At 64.0% G+C, this 26,612-nt stretch carries 23 protein-coding genes; 5 read left to right on the forward strand and 18 right to left on the reverse strand.

Annotation, left to right across the window (positions count from 1 at the left end; translation table 11 throughout):
* Position 1 precedes the first annotated feature (1 nt).
* The 3 genes from CSQ93_RS24270 (at position 2) to CSQ93_RS24280 (ending at position 3,918) form a co-directional block, all read left to right on the forward strand.
* A complete protein-coding gene (locus CSQ93_RS24270) occupies positions 2–1,630 on the forward strand; it encodes an alpha-amylase family glycosyl hydrolase (protein ID WP_099380248.1) in 1,629 nt (542 codons plus the stop codon).
* Positions 1,627–2,538 carry a carbohydrate kinase family protein gene (locus CSQ93_RS24275; RefSeq protein ID WP_099380249.1) on the forward strand — a complete coding sequence of 304 codons (912 nt, stop codon included), beginning with the start codon at positions 1,627–1,629 and terminating at the stop codon, positions 2,536–2,538. Before CSQ93_RS24270 ends, CSQ93_RS24275 begins: the two co-directional genes overlap by 4 nt.
* Positions 2,539–2,631: 93 nt before the next feature.
* Positions 2,632–3,918: an O-acetylhomoserine aminocarboxypropyltransferase/cysteine synthase family protein gene (locus CSQ93_RS24280; protein WP_099380250.1), complete on the forward strand. Its 1,287-nt coding sequence runs from the start codon at positions 2,632–2,634 to the stop codon at positions 3,916–3,918.
* Here CSQ93_RS24280 and CSQ93_RS24285 read toward each other — a convergent pair.
* Complete coding sequence (locus CSQ93_RS24285) at positions 3,915–4,724, reverse strand: SDR family NAD(P)-dependent oxidoreductase (protein ID WP_099380295.1); 810 nt, start codon at positions 4,722–4,724, stop codon at positions 3,915–3,917. The genes CSQ93_RS24280 and CSQ93_RS24285 overlap by 4 nt on opposite strands.
* 165 nt (positions 4,725–4,889) lie before the next feature.
* Between CSQ93_RS24285 and CSQ93_RS24290 the strand changes: the two genes are divergently transcribed.
* Positions 4,890–5,453, forward strand: coding sequence for a TetR/AcrR family transcriptional regulator (locus tag CSQ93_RS24290; RefSeq protein WP_099380251.1), 564 nt, complete (start codon positions 4,890–4,892; stop codon positions 5,451–5,453).
* On the opposite strand, the gene CSQ93_RS24295 is transcribed toward CSQ93_RS24290, so the two are convergent.
* From CSQ93_RS24295 to CSQ93_RS24365, 15 genes are all read right to left on the reverse strand, one after another.
* Positions 5,425–6,453 (reverse strand): AAA family ATPase, encoded by a 1,029-nt coding sequence (locus CSQ93_RS24295; protein WP_099380252.1) that lies wholly within the window; start codon positions 6,451–6,453, stop codon positions 5,425–5,427. The two genes, CSQ93_RS24290 and CSQ93_RS24295, sit on opposite strands and share 29 nt — an antisense overlap.
* A complete protein-coding gene (locus CSQ93_RS24300) occupies positions 6,450–7,829 on the reverse strand; it encodes an AMP-binding protein (protein WP_099380253.1) in 1,380 nt (459 codons plus the stop codon). Before CSQ93_RS24300 ends, CSQ93_RS24295 begins: the two co-directional genes overlap by 4 nt.
* The gene (locus CSQ93_RS24305; RefSeq protein WP_099380254.1) at positions 7,826–8,419 is read right to left on the reverse strand and encodes a hypothetical protein; all 594 of its coding nucleotides are present in this window, start codon (positions 8,417–8,419) and stop codon (positions 7,826–7,828) included. The genes CSQ93_RS24300 and CSQ93_RS24305 overlap by 4 nt, the downstream gene beginning before the upstream one ends.
* A gap of 1 nt (position 8,420) precedes the next feature.
* Positions 8,421–10,190 carry a vWA domain-containing protein gene (locus CSQ93_RS24310; protein ID WP_099380255.1) on the reverse strand — a complete coding sequence of 590 codons (1,770 nt, stop codon included), beginning with the start codon at positions 10,188–10,190 and terminating at the stop codon, positions 8,421–8,423.
* Entirely contained in the window at positions 10,187–11,164 is a 978-nt protein-coding gene (locus CSQ93_RS24315) for a hypothetical protein (RefSeq protein WP_099380256.1), read from the reverse strand. The genes CSQ93_RS24310 and CSQ93_RS24315 overlap by 4 nt, the downstream gene beginning before the upstream one ends.
* A 9-nt stretch (positions 11,165–11,173) precedes the next feature.
* Complete coding sequence (locus CSQ93_RS24320) at positions 11,174–11,641, reverse strand: hypothetical protein (RefSeq protein ID WP_099380257.1); 468 nt, start codon at positions 11,639–11,641, stop codon at positions 11,174–11,176.
* Entirely contained in the window at positions 11,638–13,218 is a 1,581-nt protein-coding gene (locus CSQ93_RS24325; protein WP_099380258.1) for an AAA family ATPase, read from the reverse strand. The genes CSQ93_RS24320 and CSQ93_RS24325 overlap by 4 nt, the downstream gene beginning before the upstream one ends.
* 169 nt (positions 13,219–13,387) lie before the next feature.
* A complete protein-coding gene (locus CSQ93_RS24330; protein WP_099380259.1) occupies positions 13,388–14,539 on the reverse strand; it encodes an ABC transporter permease in 1,152 nt (383 codons plus the stop codon).
* Positions 14,536–15,717: an ABC transporter permease gene (locus CSQ93_RS24335; RefSeq protein ID WP_099380260.1), complete on the reverse strand. Its 1,182-nt coding sequence runs from the start codon at positions 15,715–15,717 to the stop codon at positions 14,536–14,538. Before CSQ93_RS24335 ends, CSQ93_RS24330 begins: the two co-directional genes overlap by 4 nt.
* Positions 15,718–15,723: 6 nt before the next feature.
* Complete coding sequence (locus CSQ93_RS24340) at positions 15,724–16,698, reverse strand: HlyD family secretion protein (protein WP_099380261.1); 975 nt, start codon at positions 16,696–16,698, stop codon at positions 15,724–15,726.
* Between the two features lie 2 nt (positions 16,699–16,700).
* Complete coding sequence (locus tag CSQ93_RS24345; RefSeq protein ID WP_233516327.1) at positions 16,701–18,110, reverse strand: TolC family protein; 1,410 nt, start codon at positions 18,108–18,110, stop codon at positions 16,701–16,703.
* Positions 18,111–18,297: 187 nt separating this feature from the next.
* The gene (locus tag CSQ93_RS24350) at positions 18,298–19,908 is read right to left on the reverse strand and encodes a bifunctional aspartate transaminase/aspartate 4-decarboxylase (RefSeq protein WP_099380263.1); all 1,611 of its coding nucleotides are present in this window, start codon (positions 19,906–19,908) and stop codon (positions 18,298–18,300) included.
* 56 nt (positions 19,909–19,964) lie between these two features.
* Positions 19,965–21,653 carry an aspartate-alanine antiporter gene (gene aspT, locus CSQ93_RS24355; RefSeq protein WP_099380264.1) on the reverse strand — a complete coding sequence of 563 codons (1,689 nt, stop codon included), beginning with the start codon at positions 21,651–21,653 and terminating at the stop codon, positions 19,965–19,967.
* Between the two features lie 56 nt (positions 21,654–21,709).
* A complete protein-coding gene (gene aspT / locus CSQ93_RS24360) occupies positions 21,710–23,392 on the reverse strand; it encodes an aspartate-alanine antiporter (RefSeq protein WP_099380265.1) in 1,683 nt (560 codons plus the stop codon).
* Positions 23,393–23,653: 261 nt separating this feature from the next.
* Positions 23,654–24,523 (reverse strand): substrate-binding periplasmic protein, encoded by an 870-nt coding sequence (locus CSQ93_RS24365; protein ID WP_158301343.1) that lies wholly within the window; start codon positions 24,521–24,523, stop codon positions 23,654–23,656.
* Positions 24,524–24,772: 249 nt separating this feature from the next.
* Between CSQ93_RS24365 and CSQ93_RS24370 the strand changes: the two genes are divergently transcribed.
* Positions 24,773–25,036 (forward strand): heavy-metal-associated domain-containing protein, encoded by a 264-nt coding sequence (locus tag CSQ93_RS24370; RefSeq protein ID WP_086138331.1) that lies wholly within the window; start codon positions 24,773–24,775, stop codon positions 25,034–25,036.
* Between the two features lie 20 nt (positions 25,037–25,056).
* Here CSQ93_RS24370 and ubiT read toward each other — a convergent pair whose 3' ends face one another.
* Positions 25,057–25,584, reverse strand: a complete 528-nt coding sequence (gene ubiT / locus CSQ93_RS24375) for a ubiquinone anaerobic biosynthesis accessory factor UbiT (RefSeq protein WP_099380266.1) — start codon at positions 25,582–25,584, stop codon at positions 25,057–25,059.
* A gap of 20 nt (positions 25,585–25,604) precedes the next feature.
* Positions 25,605–26,501 (reverse strand): ubiquinone anaerobic biosynthesis protein UbiV, encoded by an 897-nt coding sequence (ubiV, locus tag CSQ93_RS24380; protein WP_099380267.1) that lies wholly within the window; start codon positions 26,499–26,501, stop codon positions 25,605–25,607.
* Positions 26,502–26,612: the final 111 nt, after the last annotated feature.

The raw sequence follows: 26,612 nt of genomic DNA on the forward strand, positions 1-26,612 counted from the left end.
CATGCGGCGCACCCTGACTACGCTGGCCGCCCTGCTTCTGTGCGCTTCGGCGCAGGCAGGGAGCTTCGCAGATAACCCCATCGTCTACTTCGCCGTGACGGACCGTTTCGCCAACGGCAATCCCGGCAACGACCACAGTTATGGCCGCGCCGCCGACCCGCAAGGCGGCGATATCGGCAGCTTCCACGGCGGCGACCTCGCCGGCATCACGCAGCAGTTGAAGGCCGGCTATTTCCGCGAACTGGGCGTCAACGCCCTGTGGATCACGGCACCGTACGAGCAGATACACGGCTGGGTAGTGGGCGGCAAGCAGCAATTCCAGCACTACGCCTACCACGGCTACTGGGCGCTCGACTACACCACCATGGATGCCAACATGGGCACGCGCGAAGAATTGCGCGAGATGATCGACATCGCCCACGCGCAAGGCATCCGCGTCCTGTTCGACGTGGTGCTGAACCATCCCGGCTACGCGGACTTGCGCACCCTGGCTGAATACAAGGTGCCCGTGCTGTGGCCCGGCCATGAAAAGGCCGTGCTGCGCGACTATCACAGCTTCATCGACTACAACAACTTCGCATTCGCGCAGTGGTGGGGCCCGGACTGGGTGCGCGCGGGCTTGCCCGGCTACCCGGATGGCGGCAAGGATGATTTCACCATGCAGCTGGCCTACCTGCCCGACTTCCGCACGGAGAGCGGCAAGGCCGTGGGCTTGCCGCCCATCCTGCAACACAAAGCCGACACGCGCGCCGTGGCCCTGCCCGACACCACCGTGCGCGGCTACCTGGTGCAGTGGCTGGCCGACTGGGTGCGCGAATTCGGCGTCGACGGTTTCAGGGCCGACACCGTCAAGCACGTGGAGCCAGCCAGCTGGCTGGCCCTGCGCGCGGCGGCCACCGATGCCTTGAAAGATTGGAAAACGCGCCATCCGCAACAGAAAATCGACGATGCGCCGTTCTGGATGACGGGCGAAGCGTGGGGCCATGGCCCCGAGCGCAGCCGCTGGCATGACGCCGGCTTCGACTCGATGATCAATTTCGACTTTCAAAGCCGCGCGGGCGGCGACTGGACAAGCATCGATGGCGTGTACCGCCAGTACGCAGGCTTGCTGAATAAGAGTCCCCGCTACGACATCCTGTCGTATATCTCGTCGCACGACACCAGCCTGTTCCCGCGCGAGCAACTGAAGCATGGCTTGTCCGCCCTGCTGCTGGCGCCAGGCGGCGTGCAGCTGTTCTATGGCGATGAAAGCGCGCGCCAGCCTGGCGCGGCGCCCGTCGGCGACGAACAGCAGGCGACACGGTCAAGCATGAACTGGTCTGCGCTGGATGCGCCCACCCTGGCGCATGCGCGCAAGCTGGGTCAGTTCCGTCTGCGCCACCCTGCCCTGGCGCGCGGCGAGCACCGGTTCATCAACGACAAGCCGTATGTGTTCGCCCGCGTGATGGATGGCGACGCCGTCATCGCCGTGCCCGAGGCGCAAGGCACACTCGAACTGAAAGTTCACGGTGTTTTCGCCGACGGCACCCTGCTACGCGACGCCTATACCAATCAAACCTGTATCGTCAAAGATGGTGCCGTCGCGGTGAACGCGGCCGGCACCGTCCTGTTAGAAAAGGCTGCACCATGAGTACCTATGACATCTTAGTGGTCGGCGGCGCCGGCATCGACACCATCGTGCGCGTCCCCGACCTGCAATTGCCCGTCGCCGATTCGCTGCACGTGCCGCCCATCCGAGACTACGTGGCGCACACGGGCAATGGCGTGGCGCTCGGTTGCCACGCGCTGGGCTTGCGCTGCAAGTTCATCGACTTCATCGGCGACGATGCGCAAGGCGCAGCCATCCTGCAGCGCTATAAAGATGCCAAGCTCGATTTCTCGCACATCGTCGAACCCTCGGGCACGCGGCGCAGCGTCAACCTGGTCGACCCGCAAGGCCGCCGGCTGTCGCTGTACGATGGCCGTCATCCGGAAGACGTGCGCATGCCGGCCGCCTTCTATCTACCCTACCTGGGTCCGGCGCGCCACGCGCACTTTTCCATCATGGGCTGGGTGGCCGAACTGTTCGACGATGCGCTGGTGTGCGGCACGACGGTGTCGACCGATTTGCACGACTGGGATGGCGTCAACCCACACCACAAGGTCTTTGCGCTGCGCGCCGACCTGGTGTTTCTCAGTACGGCCGCGCTGGGCGAGCGCCGGGACGACGTCATGCGCGCGATTATCGCGGAAGGCCGCGCGCAAGCCGTCATCGCCATGGCGGGCGCGCACGGCGCCTACCTACTGGAACGGGACGGCGCGTCCGTGCGCCACACTCCGACGGCAGGCTTGACGCTGCCCGTGGTGGATACGAATGGCGCCGGCGATTCCTTCGTGGCGGCGTTTTTGCAGGCCTGGCTGGATGGCGCGGGCATCGACGCGGCCATGCGCCGTGGCGCCATCGGCGGCGCGTTTGCCTGCGCGCAGAACGGCACGCATGAACGCTTCATCGGGCTGGCAGAGCTGAATGACTTATATCAAGACCACACTAGCTTATGACTTAATATTCTATCAAGCGTAGCATCGAGCTAAGGTGCGCATGGCACAATGGCTGCGGATTTCACCACACAGACTATTGAAACCGGAGACCACATGAGAATCGAAACCCTGGCCGTGCACGCCGGCTACACCCCCGACCCGACCACCAAGGCCGCCGCCGTCCCCATCTACCAGACGGTGGCCTACGCCTTCGACAATGCCCAGCATGGCGCCGACCTGTTCGACCTCAAGGTGGCAGGCAATATCTACACGCGCATCATGAACCCCACGCAGGACGTGCTGGAAAAGCGCGTCGCAGCGCTGGAAGGCGGCGTGGCCGCGCTGGCCGTCGCTTCGGGCATGGCGGCCATCACCTATGCGATCCAGACGATTGCCGAAGCGGGTGACAATTTCATCTCCGCCAGCCAGCTGTATGGCGGCACCTACAACCTGTTTGCCCACACCCTGCCGCAGATCGGCATCGAAGTGCGCTTCGCCGACGCGCGCCAGCCCGAAACCTTCGCCGCCCTGATCGATGCGCGCACCAAGGCCATCTTCTGCGAATCGATCGGCAACCCGCTGGGCAATGTCACCGATGTAGCCAAACTGGCCGAGATCGCGCATGCGCACGGCATCCCGCTGATCGTCGATAACACGGTGCCCAGCCCCTATCTGTTCCGCCCCATCGAGCACGGCGCCGACATCGTCGTCCATTCGCTGACCAAATACCTGGGCGGCCACGGCACCACCGTGGGCGGTGCCATCGTCGACAGCGGCAAGTTTCCATGGGCCGAACACAAGGAACGCTTCAAGCGCCTGAACGAGCCGGACGTGTCGTATCACGGCGTCGTCTACACGGAAGCGTTCGGCCCCGCCGCCTTCATCGGCCGCGCGCGCGTCGTCCCGCTGCGTAACATGGGCGCGGCGATTTCGCCCCTCTCCGCCTTCCAGCTGATCCAGGGCATCGAGACCTTGGCCCTGCGCATGGACCGCATCTGCGACAACACGCTGGCCCTGGCCAGGCACCTGAAACAGCATCCGAAAGTTGCGTGGGTCAATTACGCAGGCCTGGAAGACCACCCGGACCACGCGCTGGTGAAGAAATACATGAATGGCCGCGCCTCGGGCATTTTATCGTTCGGTCTGAAACTGGCGACTGGTGAGGATCCACGCGCGGCCGGCGCCCGCGTGCTCGACGCCCTGCAGCTGTTCACGCGCCTGGTCAACATCGGCGACGCCAAGTCACTGGCCACGCACCCTGCCTCCACCACGCACCGCCAGCTCAATCCCGAGGAACTGGCCAAAGCGGGCGTGTCCGAAGACATGCTGCGCCTGTCCGTCGGCATCGAGCATATCGACGACTTGCGCGAAGACCTGGAACAGGCGCTGAACGCCGCTTAAACGCTGGCTTTGACCCCATAGCGCGATGCCGGCTTGCCGCGCATCGCGCCCGCGAACAGGGCCAGGCGGGCCGCATCAAACTGCTCCCACAATGCCTGGTCTTCCACGGAAGGCAGGGTCACCAGTTCGCCCAGGTCCAGGCCCGCCAGCGCCGCATCGACGCAGTCTTCCGCGCGCATGATGGTGGCCTGGTCCAGCTGCGCCAGCGGCACGCCGCTCAACTCCCAGATTTCCGTCGCCGTCGACGCGGGCAGCACCAGCTGCACCGTGATGCCCGTGCCAGCCAGTTCCTGCTGCAAGCCCCGCGTGAAATTCATCACATAGCCCTTGGTGGCACTGTAGACCGTGCTGACAGGCAGGATGTGGAAGGACAGCACGGAACCGATGTTGATGATGGTGCCGCTATTGCGTTGCTTGAATTGCGGCAGCACGGCGTAGGTCAGCTCGGCCAGCGCCGTCACGTTGACCTGGTCCATCGCGGAGATGCCCTCGGGGGCCGAGTCCAGCACGGGCGCCAGGGTCGAGACGCCTGCATTATTGACCAGCATGGTGATGGCGGCGTTCGACGACAGCTCGTTGGCCACGCGCCGCAAGTCGTCCACGTCGGACAGGTCGGCCGCCATGGCGCGCACGGCCACGCCATATTTTTCTGCCAGCGAGGCGGCCAGGGTGCCCAGGCGCTCGACCCGGCGCGCCACCAGGATCAAATCGAAGCCGCGCGCGGCCAGGCGGTCCGCATACACGGCGCCCAGGCCCGACGATGCACCGGTGATGAGGGCCGTGCCTTGGGTAGTAACTGCATTCATGATCATTCCTTCTTCAATATAGGGGTGGGTCGGCGCCATCAAACATGACAGCCATCATGCTTCAACACATTAAATATGACGATCATCATGTTTAATGTGTTGAAGCATGACGAATATCATGTATGATGTCAACCATTATTTTTACATCGCGATCAGGAGCCTGCCATGCGTTATCCCGCCGAAGAAACCGCCGAAAAGCACCAGCGCATCCTGACGCAAGCGGCGCGGCTGTTCCGTGAAAAGGGCTATGACGGCGTCAGCGTGGGACAGATCATGCAGGCGACGGGGCTGACCCACGGCCCCTTCTACAACCACTTCGCTTCGAAGGAAGCGCTGATGGCCGAAAGCACCCTGCATGGCTCGGAACATTCGCGCGTGGCACTCGATGCTGCAACGGCAAGCCCGGAAGCGATGCGCCAGTACGTGCGCGATTACGTGAGCACGGCCCACCGCGATGCGCCGGGCGATGGCTGTCTGCTGGCTGCACTGGCCGGCGACGCGCGCAAGCAGCCGGCCGTGCGCCCTGCCTTTACCGTCCACCTGAAAGCCATCATCGGCAAGCTGGCCACGCATTTCCCGTGGCGGAAAAAGCGCGACCCGCGGCAGGACGCCATCGTCATGCTGTCAGCCATGGTGGGCGCCGTGGCGCTGGCGCGCGCCGTCGACGACGCCGCGTTTTCCGATGAGATCCTGGCAGCGGTCAGCGCAACACTTGCGCCACCTGCCTGACCCTGTCGGCCACCGTGCCTGACACATCGATATAGGCAATCCCCCGCCGCGCCAGCTCGTCCCGGTACCACGCATGCTGGCGCGCGCGGAAATCCTCGTCGCGGCGCGTGCCATCCTGGATGAAGGGGAAGTCGGGGGCGCACAGCAGCACCAGGTCATAGCGGTGTTCGGCCAGCTGCGCCAGTTCCTGCTCGGCCTTGCCAAACATCTCGACGCAGTAGAAATACGTCGTCATGGGCGAGGTATCGCAAAACAGCCAGCGCCGCGCAGCCAATAGCGCCTGCGCTTCGCGGCGCAGCTGCTCCCGGCCGATCTTGAGCAGATCGTCATAAACCAAAATACCATCCTGGCTTTCCCACAGTTCGCGCCCATATTCAGCCACCCAGGCCGTCTCGAAATGCGCCGCCAACGCGGCCGCCAGGGTCGTCTTGCCGCTCGATTCGCCACCAAGCACGCACACGCGCGTGACAAAATCGGCGCGCACGATGGGCGACAGAAAGGCGCCGTGCGCATGCGGGTCTTGCCGCGCCAGTGTGCCCGATACGGGCACCGCGGTTCTCGCCTGGTCCACGCTCACATGCGCCACCGTGCCCCGCGCATAATGCCGTTCCAGCACCTGTGCAAAGCCAGGGCCGTAATCCTCGCTGGTGAAGACGGCGTCGACGGGCAGTTCCAGCACCATCCAGCACAGCCAGCCCATAAAGTGGCGATGCAGCTCGCCATCGTCATCGTTGTGCGGCAACGCGCGCGCTGGCACGCCGCGTGCGGCGCACAGGGCGGCCAGGCGCGCATCGTCCAGCACGACGATGTGCGCCTGCGGAAATTGCGCGCGCAGCCAGCGCTCCCTGCGCGCCGGCTCGTAGCCCGAAAATTCAGGCTTGGTGTAGCTGACCACCAGCAGTTCTTCGCTGGCGTCTTGCGCACGGTTGATCAACAGTTCGTGGCCCTGGTGCAGCGGGCAAAATTTGCCGACCGCGAGGCCGCGCTTGTAAAGGTTCATGCTACTGCTTCCTGCAAATCCGAGGTGTATTGAATGATCTTGTCTTTCGCCAGCAAAGTCTCGACCGTGATGGTGCCGAAAAAAGGCGCGAGCAAGGTGCGCGCCTGGTCGGCCTGCGGCATGGCGCCCGGCGCCAGGCGCAGCGCGATGGCGCCATCGCCATGCTGGTGCACGCCGAACAGGGCGATGGCCAGCGGTTTCAGGGCGTGCGTGATGTCGATATTGTTGATCCACTCGCCCTTGACCGTCCTGTAGCGCAAGGGACTGCGCCCGGCCAGCCCCACCAGCACGGGACCGTGCGGGCCATGCGCCAGCGAAGCATAATCGCCCGTGCGGTAGCGCACGAGGGGCAGGCAGAAATTGAAGCCGCCCGTCACCGTGATTTCGCCGCGCGTGCCATCGGGCACGGGCTGGCCCGCACTATCGAGGATTTCCACGTACAGCCGGTGCTGCAGCAGCACGTGGCCACCCGCCCGTTCATCGTAGACGGCGACCGGTCCCACTTCATTGAGCGAATAGATGTCGAGCACGGGACAGCCGAAGCGCGCTTCCAGGCGCGCGCGCATGCCGGGCAACAGCATCATCGACACGGACATCAATGCAGCCGGCTTGTGCGCCATGGACAGAGTCAGCAGCTCGGCAAACGAGATGGGGTCGCCCGCGATCAGCTCCGGCGCCATGGCGTCCAGGTAGCGCGCGCGGTCCTCCGGGTCGCGCCAGTCATCCGGGTGCAGGTTGATCTTCGCCAAGCCAGATTCATTCATCGTCGGCGTGACGGAGACATAGGTGAAGCAGCGGCGCTGGTGCCCCAGCAGCATCACGCCCACCTGCCCCGCGCCATGGCGCAGAATCACGCCGAAGCGGTGCAGCGCGCGCTTGTGAAAGGCCAGGTAGCGGCCCGCCACCAGCGGGTGGGAAGCGATCAGCAGCGGATGGCCCGTGGTGCCCGTCGTCTGGAAATTGATCATGCGCGAAAGATCCGCATCATCGGGCACGAAGGCGGCGATGTCGTGCGCCAGCTCGGCGCGGCTGATGGGCGCCACGTCTGCAAGGCGGGAAGGCGGCGAACCGCAAGCGCGGTAATGCGGCACCGTGACATAGACTGTCCTGAGAAAATCCGCCAGCCAGGGCGGCGGCGCGGCATCGTTCCAAGCGACGACAGCCTGCATGACTTCCTGCTCGTAGGCGCGCAAGGCTTCCACCTCCGCAGCGAGAAGCTTGTTGCCGCTGCGGTTGCGGTAGACGGGCGCCGCGGGATGGCTGCGCAGTTTTTCCAGCATGCGCGCACCCGCTGGCGTCAGGGTGGGACAGTAGTCGTGGTCCGATTTCCAGGCGCCGCCCGGCAGATTGACATCAGGTTTGCCAGCGAGCGTCATTCGCGCGACCACTTGTCGGCCGATTCCTCGGCCGCCTTTTTCGCCAGCGCTTCGCGGATTTCCCGCGCGCGCTGCTCGGCCAGCCGGCTCGCCTCGAGCAGGCGACGGCGCTCCGTACCGCTAATGGCGGACAATCGATCCGTGGCCTGCGCCACGCTTTCGTCGCAAGGTCGAAAACCCAGGCGCGCCAGCACGATGCGCGCCAGTTCCTCGCGCCGCTCGGGATCCTGCGTGAACTGGTGGGCCGGCGTGGCAGCGGCCAGTTCACGCGCCGCCTCGCCCAGTAACTGCAACAAATCGTGCTGCGGCAACTGCTGGCCGGTGAACCAGTCGTCGGCCAGCAGCCAGCACAGGATCATGGCCAGCGCCAGCCGGTTGCGGTCCGCCTTCACTTGCGCGCCGATAAAACCCTGCAGTGACGCGGCCGGCGCGCGGGTGCCATGCAGCAGCAAAATGTCGTTGACCAGCGCAGCAACGGCCACGGCCTGCACATTGGCGACGCCGGCGATGCGGGGCTCGGCCAGGAATTCGACGGGCGTGTCGGCCAGGCGGTGGGTCAGGGTTTCGAGGTGGGGACCGTGAGTATGCATATCATTGTTGTATATAGTGGCGCCGGCTGAACGCCCGCGCAAAGTCCAGCAAGTCCTCGTAGCGCTCGACGGCGTGGATATCCCAGCCCTGTTCGCGGCGCGCGCGCTTCAAATCGTCGTAGGTTTTCTGCAGCCACGTGTGGCTGGCAGCGCCCTCCCAGTCGCGCTCCAGGTTCAGCGCCATGGTGCCGCCCGCGCCGCCCTGCGCCAGCGCCTTGGCGGAAATATCCCAGCCGCTGTTACCCAATTCATCCTTGTCGAACATGGTGGTGATGCCATCGTCGGAAATCATCAAAATGTGCGCGGGCCGTTCGCGCCTGGCCGCATAGGTCTGCCGCAGGCGGTGGATCGGAAAACAGGTGCCACCGCCGAAAAATTCCGTCAGCACGCCGAGGATCATGTCTTCATCGCGCACGAAACCCGGCGTCTGCATCACCTCGTTCTTGCCGCTCCACAGGGTCACCTGCACTTTCGCGCCGGCGCGCAGAGCCGACAAGGCGATGACGGCGCCAGCCAGTGTCAAAAACGAGGTGTGCGCCTGCGGGTTCGGCATGGAGCCGGAACTGTCCACGTACATGTCCAGGTCGACGGGCACGGCATCGATGGCGCGCGCCGGTTCGCGGCCGTACACGCGGCGCACGGTGGTCACCCCGGGCACGGGGCGCGGCGACTGCATCACGGATTGCAGCCAGTCGATGTCTTCCAGCGGGTCGCCGATTTCCCATGGCTCCAGCCCTTCCATCTGCGGCTCCTGCGATTCGGGCGCGGGGCGGCTGGGAAACGCCACCAGGTGCGGCAAGGCCCGCTCGCGGTAGTAGCGGATGGCGATTTCATGGTCGCTCAGGTTCACGCCCGACGCCTTTAAGATATCGCCCAGCTCGAACGGTTCGCGCAGTTGCCCGCCGCCCGGCCTGGCGGGTGCCTCGGTCACAGGTTCCTCGCCATCAAGGCCAGAGATGCGCTTGTCGTGCACGGGGTGGATGGCGCCGTCCGCCTCGTCATCCTCGATCTGCTGTGCGCCATACGTCTGGCAGCCACGGGCCGCATCGCGCGTGTCGAGCAGATAGCGGCTCGGGCTCAACGCATCCGTGTCTTCCACCAGATAGGGCAGCAGCAAGGTGGCGAAGCGGCCCGCCGCCAGCATCCAGTCGTTCGCGTAGACGCGGATCAGGCGCGCGCCCAGCCAGGCGTCCGTGTCCAGCCGTTCGTCGGCCTGGCCGCCTCCCAATTCGCCCTTTTCCAGCTGCCACAGGTTTTCATAGATACGCATGTACAGGGTCCACACGCCGCCGCTGCCTTTGGCGTCAGCTTGCACCTCGCGTCCCTGCTGCAGCTTGCGGTAGATGTCGGCCATGCGCAGATTCGCCTGGCGCTGCAGGCGGTCGTTGATGAACAGGTCCGTGTACAGGTTGGCCACCATGGGCGCATGCTGCTCCAGCGTGGGCAAGGCGCGGCGCATGCGCGCCAGCAGGCGAAACTGGTCGCTGGCGCTGCCCGGCGCGAGGATGTGGTGGCCAATTTCATGGGCAAGCACTTCCAGCGCATAGTCTTGCAAGCCCAGCTCCGTCACGAGCGGCAAGTCCACCACCACGCTCTGGTCCAGCAAGCGGATCATGGCGAAGCTGCCGGACAAGCCCTGCTTGCTGGCCTCGACGCGGCTGGCGCACAGGTTCGGGTCGCGCAAGCGCGTAAATTTGCTCCACACGGCCAGGGCCTCGGGCCAGGCGGCGCGCCAGTTGTCGATCAGCGCGGTGTCGGCGGACGTCTTCATGCGAGCGGCAGCAGGCGGATCGCGTGCGTCCACGGCGACGTGATGGCCAAGGTGTGCGCATTCGCGGCAAGCGCGATGTCGCCGGCCGGCAGGTCGAGCGCGATGCTGCGCGCGCCGATATGCACGGTGGCCCCATCGAGCCGCACGGACGCTGGCGGGGCACTTGGCGCTTGCTCGAACTCCTGCGCCGTGGCGCTGTGCAGCACGGCGCCATAGGCGTCGGCCACCAGCAAGTAGTGGCGCTCGGCGCTGCGCACAGCAAAGCCGCAACCGTCCACCGTGGCGCGCACTTGCGGCGGCGTGCCGAAAGCGCCACCGAGGCCGCTGAAGCTGCCGAATTCCCTGCCCTCGGCATTGCCGCGCCATGGATTCGCCATGAGCTGCGCATGCACCTGCGGCCACTGCGCGCCCGGTTCGCCAAATGCGGCCAGCGCCAGCGCGGGCGGCAAGGTGTCGGCGGCGGCCAGCGCCCCCAGGCGGAAATGCGCGACGCCGGCGCGCCACGCCAGCACCTGGCCCACGGCGCGCAGCTGCGCCAGCGTGGCGATCTGCGGCGCCAGGGCGGCCAGCTCGCGCTGCCATTGCGCGGGACGCGCCCCCGCCACGGAGGCGATGTGGACGGCGGCGTTGCTGAGCATGCCCAGCACGGCGATGGGCGCCGTCGCCAGCAGCGTAGAAAGCTGCGGCGCCAGCTCGCGCCAGACGGTGTTCAGGAACGGGTTTTTCGCGGCAGGCCCGGCCAGGCCATGGCCCACCAGTTCCAGGGCCATGTCATAGGCGGCCAGGGTTACGCCGCCCACGCGCTCGGACGCGGCGGCTGCCACGGCCTGCACCAGCGGATCGACGCCGTCGTGCAAGAAGGCGCCAAATGCTGCCATGTCGAGCGAGGGAAAGCGCCGGCGCGCTTCCACAGCGCGCGCGTTGAACTGGGCACGGCCGCTGGCAAGTATCGATGCGAAGGCAGGAGAAATCATCGCAGCCTTTCAGTCGCTGTGCGAAAAGTGCAGCAGATAGCGTTCATCCCCCAGTTCGAACGCGATCTCGTCCCAGTGGATCGCGTACCACATTGGTGGCATCATCGTCACGGCGTGCAGGGAAAAATCACCGGGCACCTCGTCGAGCGATGCCAGGAAGGCGGCCACCAGGTGCGCGCGGAAACGCCCGGCAGGCGCCGCCTGCATGTGGCGCGACGAGAAAAACCAGCGCTGGCACACCTGCTCCAGGTGCGCGCGCCCGCACGGCACCGCCGCGATGTGCCACAGGGCTGCCGGCAAGTCGCGTGCGGGTACGATGACGTTCAAGGCATGATCTTCGACGCGCAAGCCCAGCGCCGTGGTCAAATCGGGCGCAGCGGGCAGGCGCTGCAACTCGTAGCTCGCGCACAGGTCGCTCGCTTCACTATTGAGTAGAGCCAGCGCTTCCAGGAAGCCTTGACAGCGAAGGACGCTCATTGCGAACGCAGCCAGCTGCGGTAATTCGTATAGCGCTGGTGCAGATACTTGAGTTTCAACAGGTCGTCGTACAGGGGACCATACAGCTTTCTCCCCTTGGTGCGTTCGCCGATCAGCTTTTCAATGCGGTTCAGGCGCGCCAGTGTCTCGCGCTCGCTGACGCCATCGAGGCCCAGGTCGAATTCGGCGGACAGCACGCCCACTGGATCATCGCGATCCAGATCCAGGCGGTTGAATTCATCGTTCGACAAATCGAACAGGCGGCGCAGCCAGCCCAGCCTGTCGCTGCGGTAGGCGGCGTTTTCCGGCAGCGCGAAAAATGGCGCGTCCGGGTCCGGCTGCAGCTTGTTATGCAGGACAAACGGCAGCACCTGGCGCAAGTCTTCCAGCTCCACTTCGCCATTGCCGCGGAAATACGCCATGGCCTTGGCGTAGATCATCAGTGCCATCAGGGTGCGCACGGAAATGCCATTGAGAGTCTGGCAGCCCAGGTCCTTCAGGCGGTCGCGCCCATTGTCAGCCGCCTGCGCGGCGCCACGGTCGGCGCCGGCCAGGCGGGCCGTATCCTTGGTCATGTATTCGAACTGGCCGCCGGCCGTCTCGAACAGCTCGAACTGGCTGGCAAAGAATTCCAGACGGCGGCGCACGGCGTCCGGTATGGCCACCTGGCGGATGGATGCGCCGATCTGATCGACCTCGCTTTCCGTGAAGATGATATCGGGCGGCACCAACTCTTCGGGCCGCACGTTTTCTTCCACGCGCAGCAGCAGTTCATTCAAAAAGCGCGGGTTGAAAGCCAGCGCCTGCACCGTCACATCGACCCGGTCGCGCAGCGCCTCGATCACCTGGTAGGTGCCGCCGCCGTGGTCATCGTTCGCCGTCAGATACCAGGCCGCTTCCGGGCATTCGTAAATGTGGTTCAGCACTTCCGCGTAATTGTCGCCCATGACGGTGAGCAGCGCGCTTTGCGTGCGCGTGGGGATGCGGTTGTATTCATCGACGATTTTCACGCGCATGCCCAGCCAGGCGCGCCAGGCGATGCGGATATCGTCCATGCTTTGCGCGTTGACCAAATCGGCCGGCAGCGGATTGCCGAGCAAGTCGGCCACCGTCATCTGCGGATGGCCGTGCTGCATGGCGCGCTTGACTTCCTTGACGGTGGAACCGGCCAGAACGCCCATCAGCAAGGCGCTGGCCGTCTTGCCCCTTCCCGGCCCGCCGACGAACAGGCATTTGCGGCGCGTGGCGAAGGTCAGCAGGGGTAGCAAAATAAAACTGGAATAGCTTTGCGCCGATGGCAAATTCAGGGTGCGCCGGCTGTCGCCCACGGAATATGTCTGCGATGGGCCGTCGTTGTACTCGATATCGTAATGGGGACTGATGATGGCGTGGTTGACGATCCAAAAATAGGCCTGGCGCAGCTTTTCATCGAAAGGCCGCGCTTGCGTCTCGCCTTCCGCTCCCAGCGCGATGGGCCCCTGGTACAAATCCGCCACGTCGAACTGCCGCGCGGCAGGCGCCGCCTTGGGCTTGGTAGGGGCTTGGGACAGGCGCTGGAACAAATTAAAAGCAGACATGATTGGCGAACGCATGTCAAAACCTACTGCGCGTCGGCATTCACGGCCTGCGATGCTCACTGTACATTCGTACAGTTGCGCTTCTCGGCCGCAACTCCCTTCCGCTCGCTACGATTTTGTCAGGCGTTGTTATTTAATGTGGAAACGAAATTATTGCATATCGGCCCAGTTACGCCTTGTTCAAATCAACACCGGTTTCCTCCATCCTGCGCCAACGCCACCAGCCCAGCACCACGCAGGCCAGCAACAAGGCCAGCAAGCCCGCCACCTCATGGCGGATTTCATACAATGAGGCGCCCATCTGGTTGAGCGCGACAAAACCCTGGATGCCGGCCGTCGATGGCAGCAGCCAGCGCAGCCATTGCAGCACGACGGGCATGGACGACACGGGCCAGGTCAGGCCCGCGAGGAACAGCACGGGCATCGAGGTGGCGATCATCAGCTGCGTGCCCCGTTCGCGCGTGCGGAACAGCATGCCCAGCAGCATGCCGAAGGCCGCTTCCGCCAGCGAAAACAGCACCAGCAGCAAGAGCATGCCGCCGAAGTTGCCGCCACGGGGGTAATCCTGGAACCAGAAGACGAAGCCGAAGAAATAGCAGCAGTTAAGGAAAGCCACGCAGGCAAACGCCAGCAGCATGCCGATATAACCACCCGTCGTGCGCTTGCCGGCCACGGGGAAACTCTTACGCTGGTACCAGGTGCCGAACAGCATGGTCATGCCGATCAGCAAGGTCTGCTGCACGATCAGGGTGGCCACGCCGGGCACGACATACGCGCCATAGCCTTCCTTGACGTTAAACAGGGGCACGGCGTCAAAGGCAATGGGCGAGCGCTGCTGGTTGGCCTGGATGGTCGATGGCGTACCCGCGCCCAAGCGTTTCAACTCGATGCCTGCCGAGACCGTGCCCACCACTTCGGCCAGCCCGTTCAAGGCCACCTTGTTCAGCATCAAATACAAGCCGTTGCCCGCCACTTGGGCATGGGCGGCGCGCCCAGCCAGCACGTCCGTCTGCAAGCCGTCGGGAATGATCAGCACGCCCATGACCTTGTCGCGCCACAGCAAATCTTGCGCGACGGGCAGGTCCGGCGTGACGGCGATCACCTGCAGCGAGGGATGGGCCATGGCAAAGCGCGTCAGCTGGCGCGACATGGCGCTTCGGTCCTGGTCGACGACCGCCACAGGCACGCGCTGGACGATTTCCGTCGAGTACGGCAGCGGATAAAAGAAGGAATAGATGATACCGCCGATGAACAGCAAGGTCAGCGCACCCTTGTCCGTCAGCATGGCGCGCCATGTGGCGAGGAAGGATTGCCACATCATGTGCGTCCCCAGGCGGCCGGCGCATTCGCGCGGCGCGCCAGCAGGAACACGCCCACGGCGCCGCAGCCGATGGCAAAGCCGGCCAGTATCAGCATTTCCTGCACACCATAACGCCACGGCGCGCCAGCCAGCCAATATTTCGTTTGCAACTGCAGATAATGCGTGAGCGGCAAGGCTTCCGCCCAGGCGCGCGCTGGCGCCGGCATGGCCATCAAGGGAAAGGCCTGGCCCGCAAACGCGAAGGCCGGCGCCGTGATGAAGGCGGCGCCGGACAGCGCCAGGCGCAGGGACAGGGTGGCGGCGATCAGCAAAGTGGCCAGGCCACAATAGGCGAGCACCAGCAGCAGCATGCTCAACAGCAAGGCCGGCAAGCTGCCCGCCACGGCCCAGCCCCGCGCCAGGCTGAAAAACAGCAGGTACAGCAGCGCTAGCGCAACATAAGCAAGCAAGGGAAACAGCAGCTTGGCGCCGATGGCGCGCAGCCAGCTGCCCTTCGCCGAGGCCAGCCATTGCGGCACCGTGCCATCGCGCAACTCGCGTCCGATGGAAGTGACGACGGCGACGACGATGAAAATCTGCAGCATGGCCGGCATCAGGGCCAGGGTCAGGAACGCTTCATAGCTGGTGTTTTCGTTGTATAAACTGTTCAAGGTCGTGCGTATCGGTTCGAACTGGGCGGCAGCCTGCACGCCCGACATGCCCTTTTTCACCCGCGCCGTCATCTCGATGCCGGCCGACAAGGTCGTGCTGACCGTGCGCACGTCGCGCAGCAAGGCGCCCGCGTGCGAGGAAAATTGCGCGTTGTACAGCCATTGCACGGTGGCTTGGCGTCCGCCCAGCAGTTTCTGCTCGAAATCGTCGGGAATGACCAGATAGCCAAACGCCGTGCGCTCACGCAAGCGGTGCAAGGCTGCGTCGCTGGACGCCACTTTCGCCGCCACGGCGATGCCTGGCGAGGCGTCGAGCCAGCGCGTCAGCTGGCGCGACAGGGTGGAGTTGTCGTTATCGATGACGACGATGGGCAAGTCGCGCGCAATGCCGGCGGAAAACACCAGCCACAACATGCCGCACAGCACAACCGGAATCCAGCTGAGCATGCCCAGATCCCAGAAGTCGCCGCGCAAGCGCCGCCACTCGCGTGCCAGCGCCGCCGGCTGCTCTTTGTCAATCTCGCTCATCTAGTATCAGAGCGGTGGAAACACGACCGACATGCCCGGACGCAAGCCCTCGACCTTGATGGCGGGACGCAAGCGGATTTCAAACGTGCGCAAATCCGTGCCACCCGGACGGGCCGCGCGCCACGTGGCGAAGTCCGGCAGCACGGCGACCGAACTGACCTTGAAGCTCAGCTGCTGTTTCAGCGCCGGCACATTCGCCGTATGCGTGCTGCCCATGGCAAACGCGGCCATTTCATCTTCGCGCACCTGCAGCACGGCCCAGGCATCATCGAGGTTCACCAGGGTAATCACGGGAAAGCCCTGCGGCGCCAGTTCGCCGGGCTGTATCTGGATCTTGCTGACCTGGCCCGCCACGGGCGCGGCGATCTTCGTTTCCGCCAGAGCGATCTGCGCTTCCGTCAGCACGGCCCCCACCTGGCGCGCCTGGGCGGCGGCGGCCGTCTTGTCTTCCGGACGAGCGCCCTTTTGCGCCATGTCATATTGCGCGCGGGCCGCCTGCGCCAGCTGGTCGGCGGCGCGCCATTGCGCTTGCGCCTCGTCGCGTTTCTGCTGGGCGATCACGCCTTGTTCGTACATATTGTTGACGCGGGTGTACGTCGTTTTGGCGATGGTGGCGCCCGTTTGCGCCCGCTCCCAGTTGGCTTTGGCGGCGGCGACTTCTTCCGGACGCGCTCCCGCTTGCGCCTTTTGCGCCACGGCCTCGGCCGCTTGCGTGGCGGCCGTCGCCTGCGCGATCTTCGCATCCACTTCCGGACTCGTCAGCTGGAACAGCAGCTCACCTTTCGGCACCGTCTGGCCCAGCTTTACGTACAGCTCGCCTACCCGGCCCGGCACTTTCGACGAGACATTGACTTCCTGCGCATCCATCTGCCCCTGCAAAGGCAGGCGCTGCGGCTGGAACGCCTGGTACAGGCCCCAGCCCACGAAGCCGAGGACGATGACGGCGGCGACTATGGCCAAGGGTTTTTTGGAGGTGCTCATTATTATTTGTCCACAGGTAATTGGATATCGGCCGCGGCGGCCAGGCTGCCCAGGCGCTGCGTCTCGCCCGTCGCTTCCAGCAATTGCGCCAGGCCCATCACATAGTTATAGGCCGTCTGCGCACGCTGGGTCTCGACCTTGGCCAGGTTCAGGCGCGCATCGACCACTTCCAGCGACGTCACTTGTCCTTGCTGGAAAGCCACCGTTTGCAAGCGGATATTTTCGCGCGCCAGCTCCACCGACGACGCCGTGGACAGATACTGGATGCGGGCGTTTTCCAGCGCGCGCCAGTTCTTTTCGATCAGGGTGGGAATGTCGCGCTCGGCCTGGCGCGCCACCACTTCCACCCGCTCCTGGTCCAGCTTGGCGGCGGCGATCATCTTGCCCGTATTGATGCGGTGCACGAGCGGTACGGACACGACCAGGCCGATGGCCCAGTTCGAGCGCACGAGTTTCTCATTGCCGCGATTTAAATTGTAATTACCGATGGCAAAGACAGTGGGCGCGTATTCCTTGCCATGCAGCTTCAAGGCTTGCTCGGCCTGCACGCGCTTGCTGTCGATCTTTTTCCAGTTCGCGTTTTCCCGCATGCCCGTGCTGATGAACGATTGCAAGGTGCCGACCGGCAAGCTGTTGACGAACAGCGGCGTGCTGGGCAGCACTTGCGTGCTGACGGCAAGCAAACGGTCAAGCGCCACCTGGGCGATTTCCTCGTCGCTGCGCGCCTGCGCTTCGTCGCTGCGGGCGCTGTCCAGGGCCACGTCGGCGCGCAGGCGTTCCGCGCGCGAAATCAGGCCGCCCTTTTCCAGCTTGGCCGCGTCGCGCTGGTGCTGCGTCACGCCAGCCGTCACTTCGGCCCGCACGGCTACCACTCTTTTGGCCAGCAGCAACTGGAAATAGCGCTGCGCCACCAGGGTGGCCAGCTGCTCTTCCGCCTCCGTGCGCTCCGCTTGCGCGGCCAGGGTCAGGCTCGATGCGAGTCCCTTGACGGCATCCAGGCGCCCGCCCGTGTAGATGGGCCACATGCCCAGCAAGCCGAACGAGGTCAGGTCCGTCACCACTTCGCGGTTCAGGGAATTGGGAATATGCGGCGTAGGCAAGCCGGGAATCGGCGGCAGCACGGATTCGATGCCGCCCACCACGCCGGACAAGCCGCTCGTATCGATATTCAAGTCCGTCGACAAACGGCCGCGAAACGCCGTCAAGTCCACGGAAGGACCATCGATATTCGACAAGGCTTCCGCCTTCAATGTTTTTGCGCGCACGTCGAGCGCGGCGCCCTGCACGGCGCCCGAAGCCTTGGCCGCTTGCTGCAGCGCCTCGTTGAATGTCAGCGGCTCCGCCAGGGCGGGCACTGCCACGCCCAGCGCGCTCGCCAGCAATAATGATAAGTGTCCTTGCAATCTGCCCATGTAGCGTCCAGTCAATGAATGAGGGGAAAGCACGGGGTTGCCATGTTTATACTTTCACAATAGCAATTATATCCACGGATGTCTATTCCAGCCTGCACTATTGGTTACCAGACTGGCATATAAAAACGGGCGCCTCTTGCGGGGCGCCCGTTGAGCTCAAGCATCCAGCAGCTTATCTGCTTTTGGCTTACTTCTTGGCCTTTTTACTCCCCTTCTCTTTTTCCTTTTCAAACACGGCAAAGAACTCGGACGCCATGTTGCGGATGGCGCGGCCGATGTTGGCGTAATCGTATTCGTTCAGGTTGGCCAGCGACACGCGGCCGGACGGGTGCGTGGTGCCGAAGCCGCGGCCCGGCAGCAGGATGACGCCCGTTTCCTCGGCCAGGCGGAACAGCGCTTCGTTCGGTTTGAGTTTTTTCAGCAGCCACTGCGAAAACTCCACGCCATGCATCTGCGCGGCCAGCGATTCCATGTCCAGCAGATGGTAGTAACGCACGGAATTGGCGTCGTGCACCATCGGCAAGCCCAGCTCGCGGTACAGCGCTTCCTTGCGGCGCAGCACGATGCGTTTCATCGACTGCTTGTACTTTTGCTCTTCATCCATCAGCGAGAACAGGGAGAACAAGGTCATCTGCGCCTGCACAGGCGTGGACAGGCCGGCCGTGTGGTTCAGCGCCACCGTGCGGCTGTCGGCCACCAGGCGGTCGATGAATTTCAGTTCGCGCGGCTCCGTGGTGATCGAGTGATAGCGCGCGTCGAGCTGCTTCTTGATGGTTTCCGGCAACTTGGCAATCTTGGCGTCGAGCACATTGTTCTCATGCGTGGCCACCACGCCCATGCGCCAGCCCGTCGCGCCGAAGTATTTCGAGAACGAATACACGAGGATGGTGTTGAACGGGCAAATGGCGAACAGCGAGACGAAATTGTCGGCAAAGGTGCCGTACACGTCATCGGTCAGGATGATCAGGTCCGGACGCTTCTTGATGATCTTGGCGATGTATTCCAAGGTTTCGTCATCGATCTTGACGGAGGGCGGATTGCTGGGATTGACGAGGAAGAAAGCTTTTACTTTCGGATCGAGCAGCTTGTCCAGTTCCTTCTTGGTGAATTGCCAGTTGTTCGATTGCGGCGCATCGATGTGTACGGTGTTCAGCTTGTAGTCGTTCAGCTGGGGAATTTCGATGTACGGCGTGAAGATCGGCATGCCCAGGGCGATCGTGTCGCCTTCCTGGATGATGTGGTTCGATTTCAGGCTGGCGAACAGATACGTCATGGCAGCCGTGCCGCCTTCGACGGCGTACATGTCGAAGTTGCCGACAAACGGATGGTCTCCGATCATTTCACGGTGGATATACTGGCCGACGATTTTCTCGGACAGGCGCAGCATGCGGTCCGGCACCGGATAGTTGCAACCGAGGATGGCTTCGCACATCTCATACAGGAAATCGCCGGCGCTCAAGCCCAGCTGGTCGCGCACGTACGACACGGCCGCCTCGATGAAATGCACGCCCGGGTTGCCTTCATGCTTGCGCACGAAGATTTCAAAGCGCGCCTCGATACCGTCGCGCGTGGGGAAGCCGCCCACATCGTCCATATAGACATAGGAACGTTCCGCTTCCGTCATGGCGAATTGGCCGAATTGGAAGAAACCGTGGCGCGGCGTGGTCGCCAGGAAATTCGGGTTGCCGCGGCCCGCATTGAGCATCAGGCGGTTGCTTTGCTTGGCCGTCTGGATCAGCGCATCCTTCAGTTCGAAGGGGCTCAACAGGGCGAGTTTGCTTGGGTTACTGAAATCCATTTTTACTACTCCTTATCAGACTGATAATTTTGAGGTTCTTGCCAACACATGCAGACTCAGACGAAGGCCACGATCAGCGGCCCCAGCAAGGTCAGGAAAACGTTGGCCAAGGCATACGTAATGGCAAACGGTACGGTGGGAATCGAGTTTTGCGCCGCGTTCAGCACTTCGCCGAACGCGGGATTGGCGCTGCGCGAGCCGGACAAGGCCCCAGCAAACACTGCCACGTTGTCATAACGCAAGATGTAGCGGCCGATCAGCATGGTCAAAATCATCGGCAGGATGGTGACCACCACGCCAACGCCAAACAGGGTCAGGCCGTGTTCGCGCACGGTTTGCACGGCTTGCAGTCCCGACGTGAGGCCGACGACGGCAACAAAGCCGGCCAGGCCCAGGTCCTTGAGGATTTGCACGGCGCCGCTGGGCATATAGCCGAACGTCTGGCGCTTGGCGCGGAACCAGCCAAATACCAGGCCCGACAGCAGCACGCCGCCGCCGCTGCCCAGGGTCAGCGGAATCGAACCGATGCGCGCCACCAGCAAGCCCACGAGCAGCCCGACGACGAGGCCGGCGCCCATGTAGACGAAGTCCGTCTTGGCACTCGGCACGATCATGTAGCCCACTTCGGCCGCCACACGCTTGACGTCCTGCTCGGCGCCATAGATGGTCACCACGTCGCCCGTCTGCACGACGGTTTCCGCTTGCATGGGCAGGATCTTGCCCATACGGCTCAGTTGCACGACAAAGATGCCGTGGCGCACGCCCGGCGCCGTCGCGCTGCGGATCTCGCCCACCGTCTTGTTGTGGTAAGCCTTGTTGGTCAGCACCATGTCGCGGCGCTGCATCACCAGTTCCATGCCTTCGACGGCCAGCAATTCCTTGCCCAACTGGGAAGAGACGCTGAGCATGGCTTCGCGACGTCCCACCAGCAGCACGATATCGTCGGCCGCCAGCACCAGGTCAGGGCTGACGTCGATGATCTGGCCATTGCGTTTCACGCGCTCGATAGTGATGGCCGTGTTCGGATTGGCGCTTTCGATGTCCGCCACGGAGCGGCCGGCACCGGGGCCCACGTCGTAGATGCGGCCGATCAAATCAGGCGCGGCCGGCGTCTGGCCTGGCCCCAGCACCTGCACGCCCGCCTGCAGCGCCGTTTCCGCCTTGATCGCATCTTCGCGGATGGTGCGGCCCATGAGCTTTGGCAAGATATTGACGCAGACGATGATGGCGCCAAACGAGCCGAACACATACGTGACGGCATAGCCGACGGCCACGTTGCCCTGCAGGCGCGCCACCTCGTCGGCCGCCAGTCCCAGCTTGGTGATCGCATCGCCAGCCGTGCCGATGATGGCCGACTGCGTCAAGCCGCCCGCCGCCACGCCGGCCGCCAGGCCCTTGTCCAGGCCAAAGACCCTGGCCAGGATGACCACCGTCAGCAACGCCGTCACGGCCAGCACGACGGCCAGGATGATTTCGCGCACGGACTGGCGCCCCAGCGAGTTGAAGAACTGTGGCCCGCTTTCATAGCCGACGGCATAAATGAACAGGGCAAACAGCACCGACTTGACGCCAGGATCGATGGCGACGCCTACCTGGCTGACGAGTACCGCCACCAGCAGTGAACCGGCGACCCCGCCCAGCTGAAACGAGCCGAACTTGATCTTGCCGATGTAATAACCCACTGCCAGGGAGAGAAACAAGGCAATTTCGGGCGACTTCTTGAATAACTCATGCAACCATTCCATGCGGACCGCCTTTCGTGTTGAAGGAATTCTTTACTGCGTGTGCCCTTGCTGATTACTTATGCGTGCACCGACCCCGCCAGTGCCACGATGAGCGGCCCCAGCAGCGGCAGCACCACGTTCGAGATCGCATACGTGATCGTGTAGCCCAGCAAGGGCGTGGAATTGCCGGCCGCGTTTTGCACGGCGGACAAGGCCGGCGTGCTGCACTGCTGCCCGGCGATGGCGCCCAGCAGCACGGGTGCTTCCAGCTTGAGGAAAAAGTGCCCCACCAGCAGGGACAGCGAGGCGGGGATGACGGCGATCAACACGCCCATCAGCGGCAGCGACAACCCGTACTGGCGGATCAGGTCGATCGCCTGCGGCCCCGACGCCAGGCCCACGCAGGCGATGAAGGTGGCCAGGCCGATATCCTTCATCATGTCGAGCGCGCTGGGATGGATGCCCGGCATGCCCGGCTTTCGCGCCTGGTACCAGCCGAACACGAGGCCCGTCAGCAAGGCGCCACCGCCCGTGCCCAGCGAAAACGGGATGCCGCCCAGCTTGGCGCTGAAGCCGCCGATGACCACGCCCAGCACGATGCCGATGCTGGCGTAGACGATATAGCTGCGGTCGCCCGTGGGCACGCGCTTGCCGATGGCGGCCAGCGCCGTGTTCAGCTCGCGCCCTTCCGTCGTGCCGTACAGGCGCAGCACGTCATCGCGCTGCAGGGCCAGATCAGGCAAGGGCGGCATGCTGTGCTCGCCACGGACGACGGCCGCCACGTGCACGCCGGTTGGCAAGGTCAGCTGGCGCAGGGACTGGCCCACCAGTGCGGCTTGCTGCAGCACCACTTCGACGGCGGAGACGGCCATGTTCAAGCCCGTCGTGTCGGCAAATTCCTCGCCCAGGATGGCTTCGGCCGCCACCAGCGCGGGACGGTGGCCGATCACCAGTACTTCGTCGTTATTACGCAGGCGCAATTCCGGCTCCAAAGGCAATACCTTGCCATGCCGGCGCACGCGCGTGATGCTGGCGCGGCCCGCAAAAATATGCTGCAAGGCGTCGAGACGGCGTCCCGCGCCACGGCTGATGCGGTAGGCGCGGCCCACCATTTCCGGCGTGGCCTGCACGCCATCGCCATCGGTCTGCGCGCCGCCCATCTTTTCCCACAATTTATCGGCTTCCTCGCGCAGGTTGACGCGCAACAACAGCGGAAAAATCTGGCTGGTGGCGATGACGATGGCGATCAGGCCGAAAATATATGTGATGGAATACGCGGTCACCACGTTGGCCTGCAGCTCGGCGATGCGGGCGGCCGGCAGCGCCAGCTTCGAGATGGCGTCCGTAGCCGTGCCGACGACGGCCGATTCCGTCGCCGCGCCCGCCATCATGCCGGCTGCCGTGCCCTGGTCCAGGCCAAGGAAACGCGTGGCCAGCAGCACCAGTCCCAGCACCACCACCACCTCGATCAGGCACAGCAAGCCCAGGCGCAAGCCCTTGGCATTCAGGTTGGCAAAGAACTGGGGCCCACCCGCATAGCCGAGGGCAAAGATGAACAGCATGAAAAAGACGTTCTTGACGCTGGCGTCCAGGGTGATGCCCAGCTGGCCGATCAGCAGCGCGGCGATCAGGGTGCCGCACACGCCGCCCAGCTGGATCGGGCCGAAACGTATCTGCCCTACCGCATAGCCCAGCGCCAGCGCCAGGAACAGGGCCAGTTCCGGCACCTGGTGCAATACGGACGTGATCGAATCGAGCATGGACAAACCTTCGAAAAGATAACGGATGGTTACAAGAGAACAGAGCGTTCGGCGGCTGACGGCAGCTGGCTGTTGAACGGGCGCACGGATCCTGCACGGCACCTGCGGTAAACGCTTGCGCCGGAGAAATGTTGTTACGAGGAATCATGTTCGGTGAAAAATTTACAAGTGTCAACAGGTGTTCTGTTGAACTCACCTTGCGTTTCATCAAACATCCTGCGCACGATTGAAGCGGTTGTTTGACACTGATCAATAAAACTACTAGTGATGTTTTGGACGATACCAGAGGGCCTTGCGCACCAAAGGCGTCTCCTCCGGCAAGTCGGGATTGGCCAGTTCCAGCACGTACCGGTGGGACAGTTGCAAAGCCTCCGCAAGGCGACCGAAATGGCGCTGGAACAGCTGTACAAAACTGCCATCGGCGAGCATGGTTTCCAGTCCCCTTTCAATGTGGCGCGCCAGTTCCGGCCGGTGCCGGCCGACAAAAAAGTACAGCGCGGCCGGGTAGCGGATGACCAGGTGCGTGTCGAGCGCCAGCGGCAAGTGCGCATGGCTGGCCAGCTCGCTTTGCGCCTCGATCACGGAACGGGGAAAGTAATCGATGCGCCCCGCCGCCAGTTGCTGGAACAGGCCCTCATAGGTACTCGAGGTATCGAGGCGCAAGCCATTCGCCTGCAGGATGGCGGAATCGGGCCAGTCGCGCATCTGACCGGCCGATAGCCGCGCCAGGGCGCCAATGCTGCGCACGCCGCGCAGCAGCTGCGGCTGGCGGGCCTGGATCAGGGCCACGCGCCAGCCGATCAAACCGCGGTCGATGGGGATGCGCACCGGCAACAATTGCGTTTCGCGCGCGCGGCTCGTCATGGCCCAGACGATGTCGACGCCGCCCGAGGCCGTGGCGATTTCCTGCATCGCGCGTGTCTGCACCATGCGCAATTCGGAGCGGCGCAAGGCATAGGCCTGGCCCGAACGGGCCAGCGCCTGTTGCAGCAAGGCCGTCACATAACCTTGCTGCGGATCATCGAGCGCCTGGTGACGCGGATACACGAGCGGCAGCGGCGGCGGCACCGCGCCGATGGCCGCGCCCAATGGCCACAGGGCAGCAAGCTTGAGCAGGGGGCGGCGCAGCATGGCCCCTCCTTTCCAGCGCTTTCATAGCGTTCTTATCAGAATGACAGTATCGCGCAGCAGAGCACGCTTGTCGACTGGAATACGGCAACTGTGTACAAAACAACAGCACTTTCAAGCTGACCAGGAGGGGTGAGTATTAATCCAGATCAATAAAACCGCAAATAGAAAATAAATCTTGCGTGCTACTCTGGACGGCATGCGCACCGCTCGCCTACGCTGTTTTTTTATTTGAAAAACAAGAGGACCCCCATGCAGACAGCACGCTTGAATATTATCGGGATGGATCACGAAGGCTGCGCCGACAGGCTGACGGGCGCGCTCGAAGCCGTCACGGGCGTGGCCACTGTGTGCGTCTCGCTGGCGCGCCACGGCGCCACGGTGCAATTCGACGAACGCCTGGCCACGCAGGAACGCCTGCTGGCCGCCGTCAATGACGCTGGCTTCATGGGCGAGGCCTCCAATGAAGAACAACTGCCGTCCTGCAGCGGCGCCTGCGGCCACTGCCGCCACTGAACGCCTGCTCCTTTCTCCGCTCAGCCTTCCCGCGCGCCCCGGTCGCGCAGATGCGCCAGCACGCGGCGCGGTCCCAGCGCCTGCAAGTCGAACGGCGGCAACTCGATGGCATCGAGCGTATTCTTGAACAGCAGACCCAGTTCCGTGTCGCCTTCCAGGCTCAGGCGACGGCTGAAGAACAGGGTGTCCGGATCTTCCTGGCGCCGCGCCAGCAGCATCAGATCATGCACGCTGGCGGCGATGCACAGGTCCGGCACGTCGACATAGCGCTCGGCCACGAACACCGTGCCCTGCCACTCGAAATCGAAGGCGATGCCCGCGTCCAGCAGCCGCAAACGCAGGCTGCGCCCTTCCAGGCTGCGCCGCACATCGTCGGGCAATTGCGGCGCCAGCAGGCGGTTCAAGCCTTGCACGAACAGCCAGGAGGCGGGATATGGCGGCAGCTTGGACAGCAATTCGGCCAGCGGTTCGGGCAGCCGGTACGACACGGCGGGCTTGCTCATACTCGGCTTGGCCGGGACGGGCAATCTTTCCAGTTGATCTTGCATGGTGCTTCCTTTCGAGGCGTTCAATGGGCGGCGTGCTGTTCCATGCCGGGCTGGCCGTGCCAGTAGCCGTCACAGGCGCCGGCCGGCTGGCAGGCCGCCAGCTGGGCCTGGGCGCCGATCCCGCTGACCTGGCCGCGGCGGGCGCGGTCAAAGATGGCGATCACCTGTTCCGTATGCATGGCCTGCGGGCTGATGCGCGCCACCGCCACGCCCATGTCGCGCATGGCGTCGAGTTCGCGCACCAGGTTGTAGACCAGCGCCGACTGCGTCTGCGTGCCGTTCAACACGAGGAACGGCACTTCATCGCGCGTGCGCAGCAGCAGGCCGTCCGGCTCTTCCAGGCAGCTGTAGCCGCAATCGTCCTTCGGCAGATTGCGGTTGCGCGCCGTGAAACAGCGCGCGGAAAACGCCAGCGGCATGCGGCCGTAGGCGAACACTTCCGTCTCCAGCCCTTCCGGTTTCTGGCGCTGCATCTCGGCCAGCGCCGTCTGCCCCATTTCCAGCGGCATCACCCAGCGCCGCGCGCCCAGGCGCGCCAGCAATTGCAGGCTGGGGCCATTGAACAGGTTCAAATGGGGACCGGCGACGAAGGACGCGCCCTTTTCCATGCAGTGCACGGCGCCCATGTCGTTGGCCTCGACGCCGTAGCGGCCATTGCCCGTGATGCGGCGCAGGGTCGCCAGTTCCGCGCCCGCCTCGATCAGCGCCTGCGTCGACAGCACCACTTCCTTGCCGGCGGCGGCCAGCATGTCGGCGATATCGAGCCAGTCGGCCAGGCGTACCTCATGCCGGCGCGAGCAGACGGTTTCGCCCAGGTACACGATATCGACGGCGGTGCCGGCGATCTGCTGGTAAAACTCGAAAACGGTGGCGCGCGGCCAGTAGTACAGCAAGGGGCCCAAAGAGAGTTTTAACATGTCTTTTCCATTTTTTTAGTTTACAAAACCGTAGCGAGCGGTTCGCGGCGAGGCCGAGAAGCGCAGCTGTGCTAGAGCACAGCGAGCATCGCAGGCCACGCCCCGGGACGC

The organism is Janthinobacterium sp. BJB426 (genome assembly GCF_002735705.1).
Lineage (GTDB): Bacteria > Pseudomonadota > Gammaproteobacteria > Burkholderiales > Burkholderiaceae_D > Janthinobacterium.

Bases quoted from the DNA above. Each gene is read 5' to 3' on its own strand.
- CSQ93_RS24325 (WP_099380258.1), bottom strand. From the start codon at position 13,218: ATGTCTGCTTTTAATTTGTTCCAGCGCCTGTCCCAAGCCCCTACCAAG.
- CSQ93_RS24320 (WP_099380257.1), bottom strand. From the start codon at position 11,641: ATGAGCGTCCTTCGCTGTCAAGGCTTCCTGGAAGCGCTGGCTCTACTC.
- aspT (WP_099380265.1), bottom strand. From the start codon at position 23,392: ATGCTCGATTCGATCACGTCCGTATTGCACCAGGTGCCGGAACTGGCC.
- CSQ93_RS24335 (WP_099380260.1), bottom strand. From the start codon at position 15,717: ATGAGCGAGATTGACAAAGAGCAGCCGGCGGCGCTGGCACGCGAGTGG.
- CSQ93_RS24280 (WP_099380250.1), top strand. From the start codon at position 2,632: ATGAGAATCGAAACCCTGGCCGTGCACGCCGGCTACACCCCCGACCCG.
- CSQ93_RS24345 (WP_233516327.1), bottom strand. From the start codon at position 18,110: ATGGGCAGATTGCAAGGACACTTATCATTATTGCTGGCGAGCGCGCTG.
- ubiV (WP_099380267.1), bottom strand. From the start codon at position 26,501: ATGTTAAAACTCTCTTTGGGCCCCTTGCTGTACTACTGGCCGCGCGCC.
- CSQ93_RS24275 (WP_099380249.1), top strand. From the start codon at position 1,627: ATGAGTACCTATGACATCTTAGTGGTCGGCGGCGCCGGCATCGACACC.
- CSQ93_RS24305 (WP_099380254.1), bottom strand. From the start codon at position 8,419: ATGCATACTCACGGTCCCCACCTCGAAACCCTGACCCACCGCCTGGCC.
- CSQ93_RS24365 (WP_158301343.1), bottom strand. From the start codon at position 24,523: ATGCTGCGCCGCCCCCTGCTCAAGCTTGCTGCCCTGTGGCCATTGGGC.
- CSQ93_RS24300 (WP_099380253.1), bottom strand. From the start codon at position 7,829: ATGACGCTCGCTGGCAAACCTGATGTCAATCTGCCGGGCGGCGCCTGG.
- CSQ93_RS24340 (WP_099380261.1), bottom strand. From the start codon at position 16,698: ATGAGCACCTCCAAAAAACCCTTGGCCATAGTCGCCGCCGTCATCGTC.
- CSQ93_RS24270 (WP_099380248.1), top strand. From the start codon at position 2: ATGCGGCGCACCCTGACTACGCTGGCCGCCCTGCTTCTGTGCGCTTCG.
- ubiT (WP_099380266.1), bottom strand. From the start codon at position 25,584: ATGCAAGATCAACTGGAAAGATTGCCCGTCCCGGCCAAGCCGAGTATG.
- aspT (WP_099380264.1), bottom strand. From the start codon at position 21,653: ATGGAATGGTTGCATGAGTTATTCAAGAAGTCGCCCGAAATTGCCTTG.
- CSQ93_RS24295 (WP_099380252.1), bottom strand. From the start codon at position 6,453: ATGAACCTTTACAAGCGCGGCCTCGCGGTCGGCAAATTTTGCCCGCTG.
- CSQ93_RS24315 (WP_099380256.1), bottom strand. From the start codon at position 11,164: ATGATTTCTCCTGCCTTCGCATCGATACTTGCCAGCGGCCGTGCCCAG.
- CSQ93_RS24310 (WP_099380255.1), bottom strand. From the start codon at position 10,190: ATGAAGACGTCCGCCGACACCGCGCTGATCGACAACTGGCGCGCCGCC.
- CSQ93_RS24330 (WP_099380259.1), bottom strand. From the start codon at position 14,539: ATGATGTGGCAATCCTTCCTCGCCACATGGCGCGCCATGCTGACGGAC.
- CSQ93_RS24370 (WP_086138331.1), top strand. From the start codon at position 24,773: ATGCAGACAGCACGCTTGAATATTATCGGGATGGATCACGAAGGCTGC.
- CSQ93_RS24290 (WP_099380251.1), top strand. From the start codon at position 4,890: ATGCGTTATCCCGCCGAAGAAACCGCCGAAAAGCACCAGCGCATCCTG.
- CSQ93_RS24350 (WP_099380263.1), bottom strand. From the start codon at position 19,908: ATGGATTTCAGTAACCCAAGCAAACTCGCCCTGTTGAGCCCCTTCGAA.
- CSQ93_RS24285 (WP_099380295.1), bottom strand. From the start codon at position 4,724: ATGAATGCAGTTACTACCCAAGGCACGGCCCTCATCACCGGTGCATCG.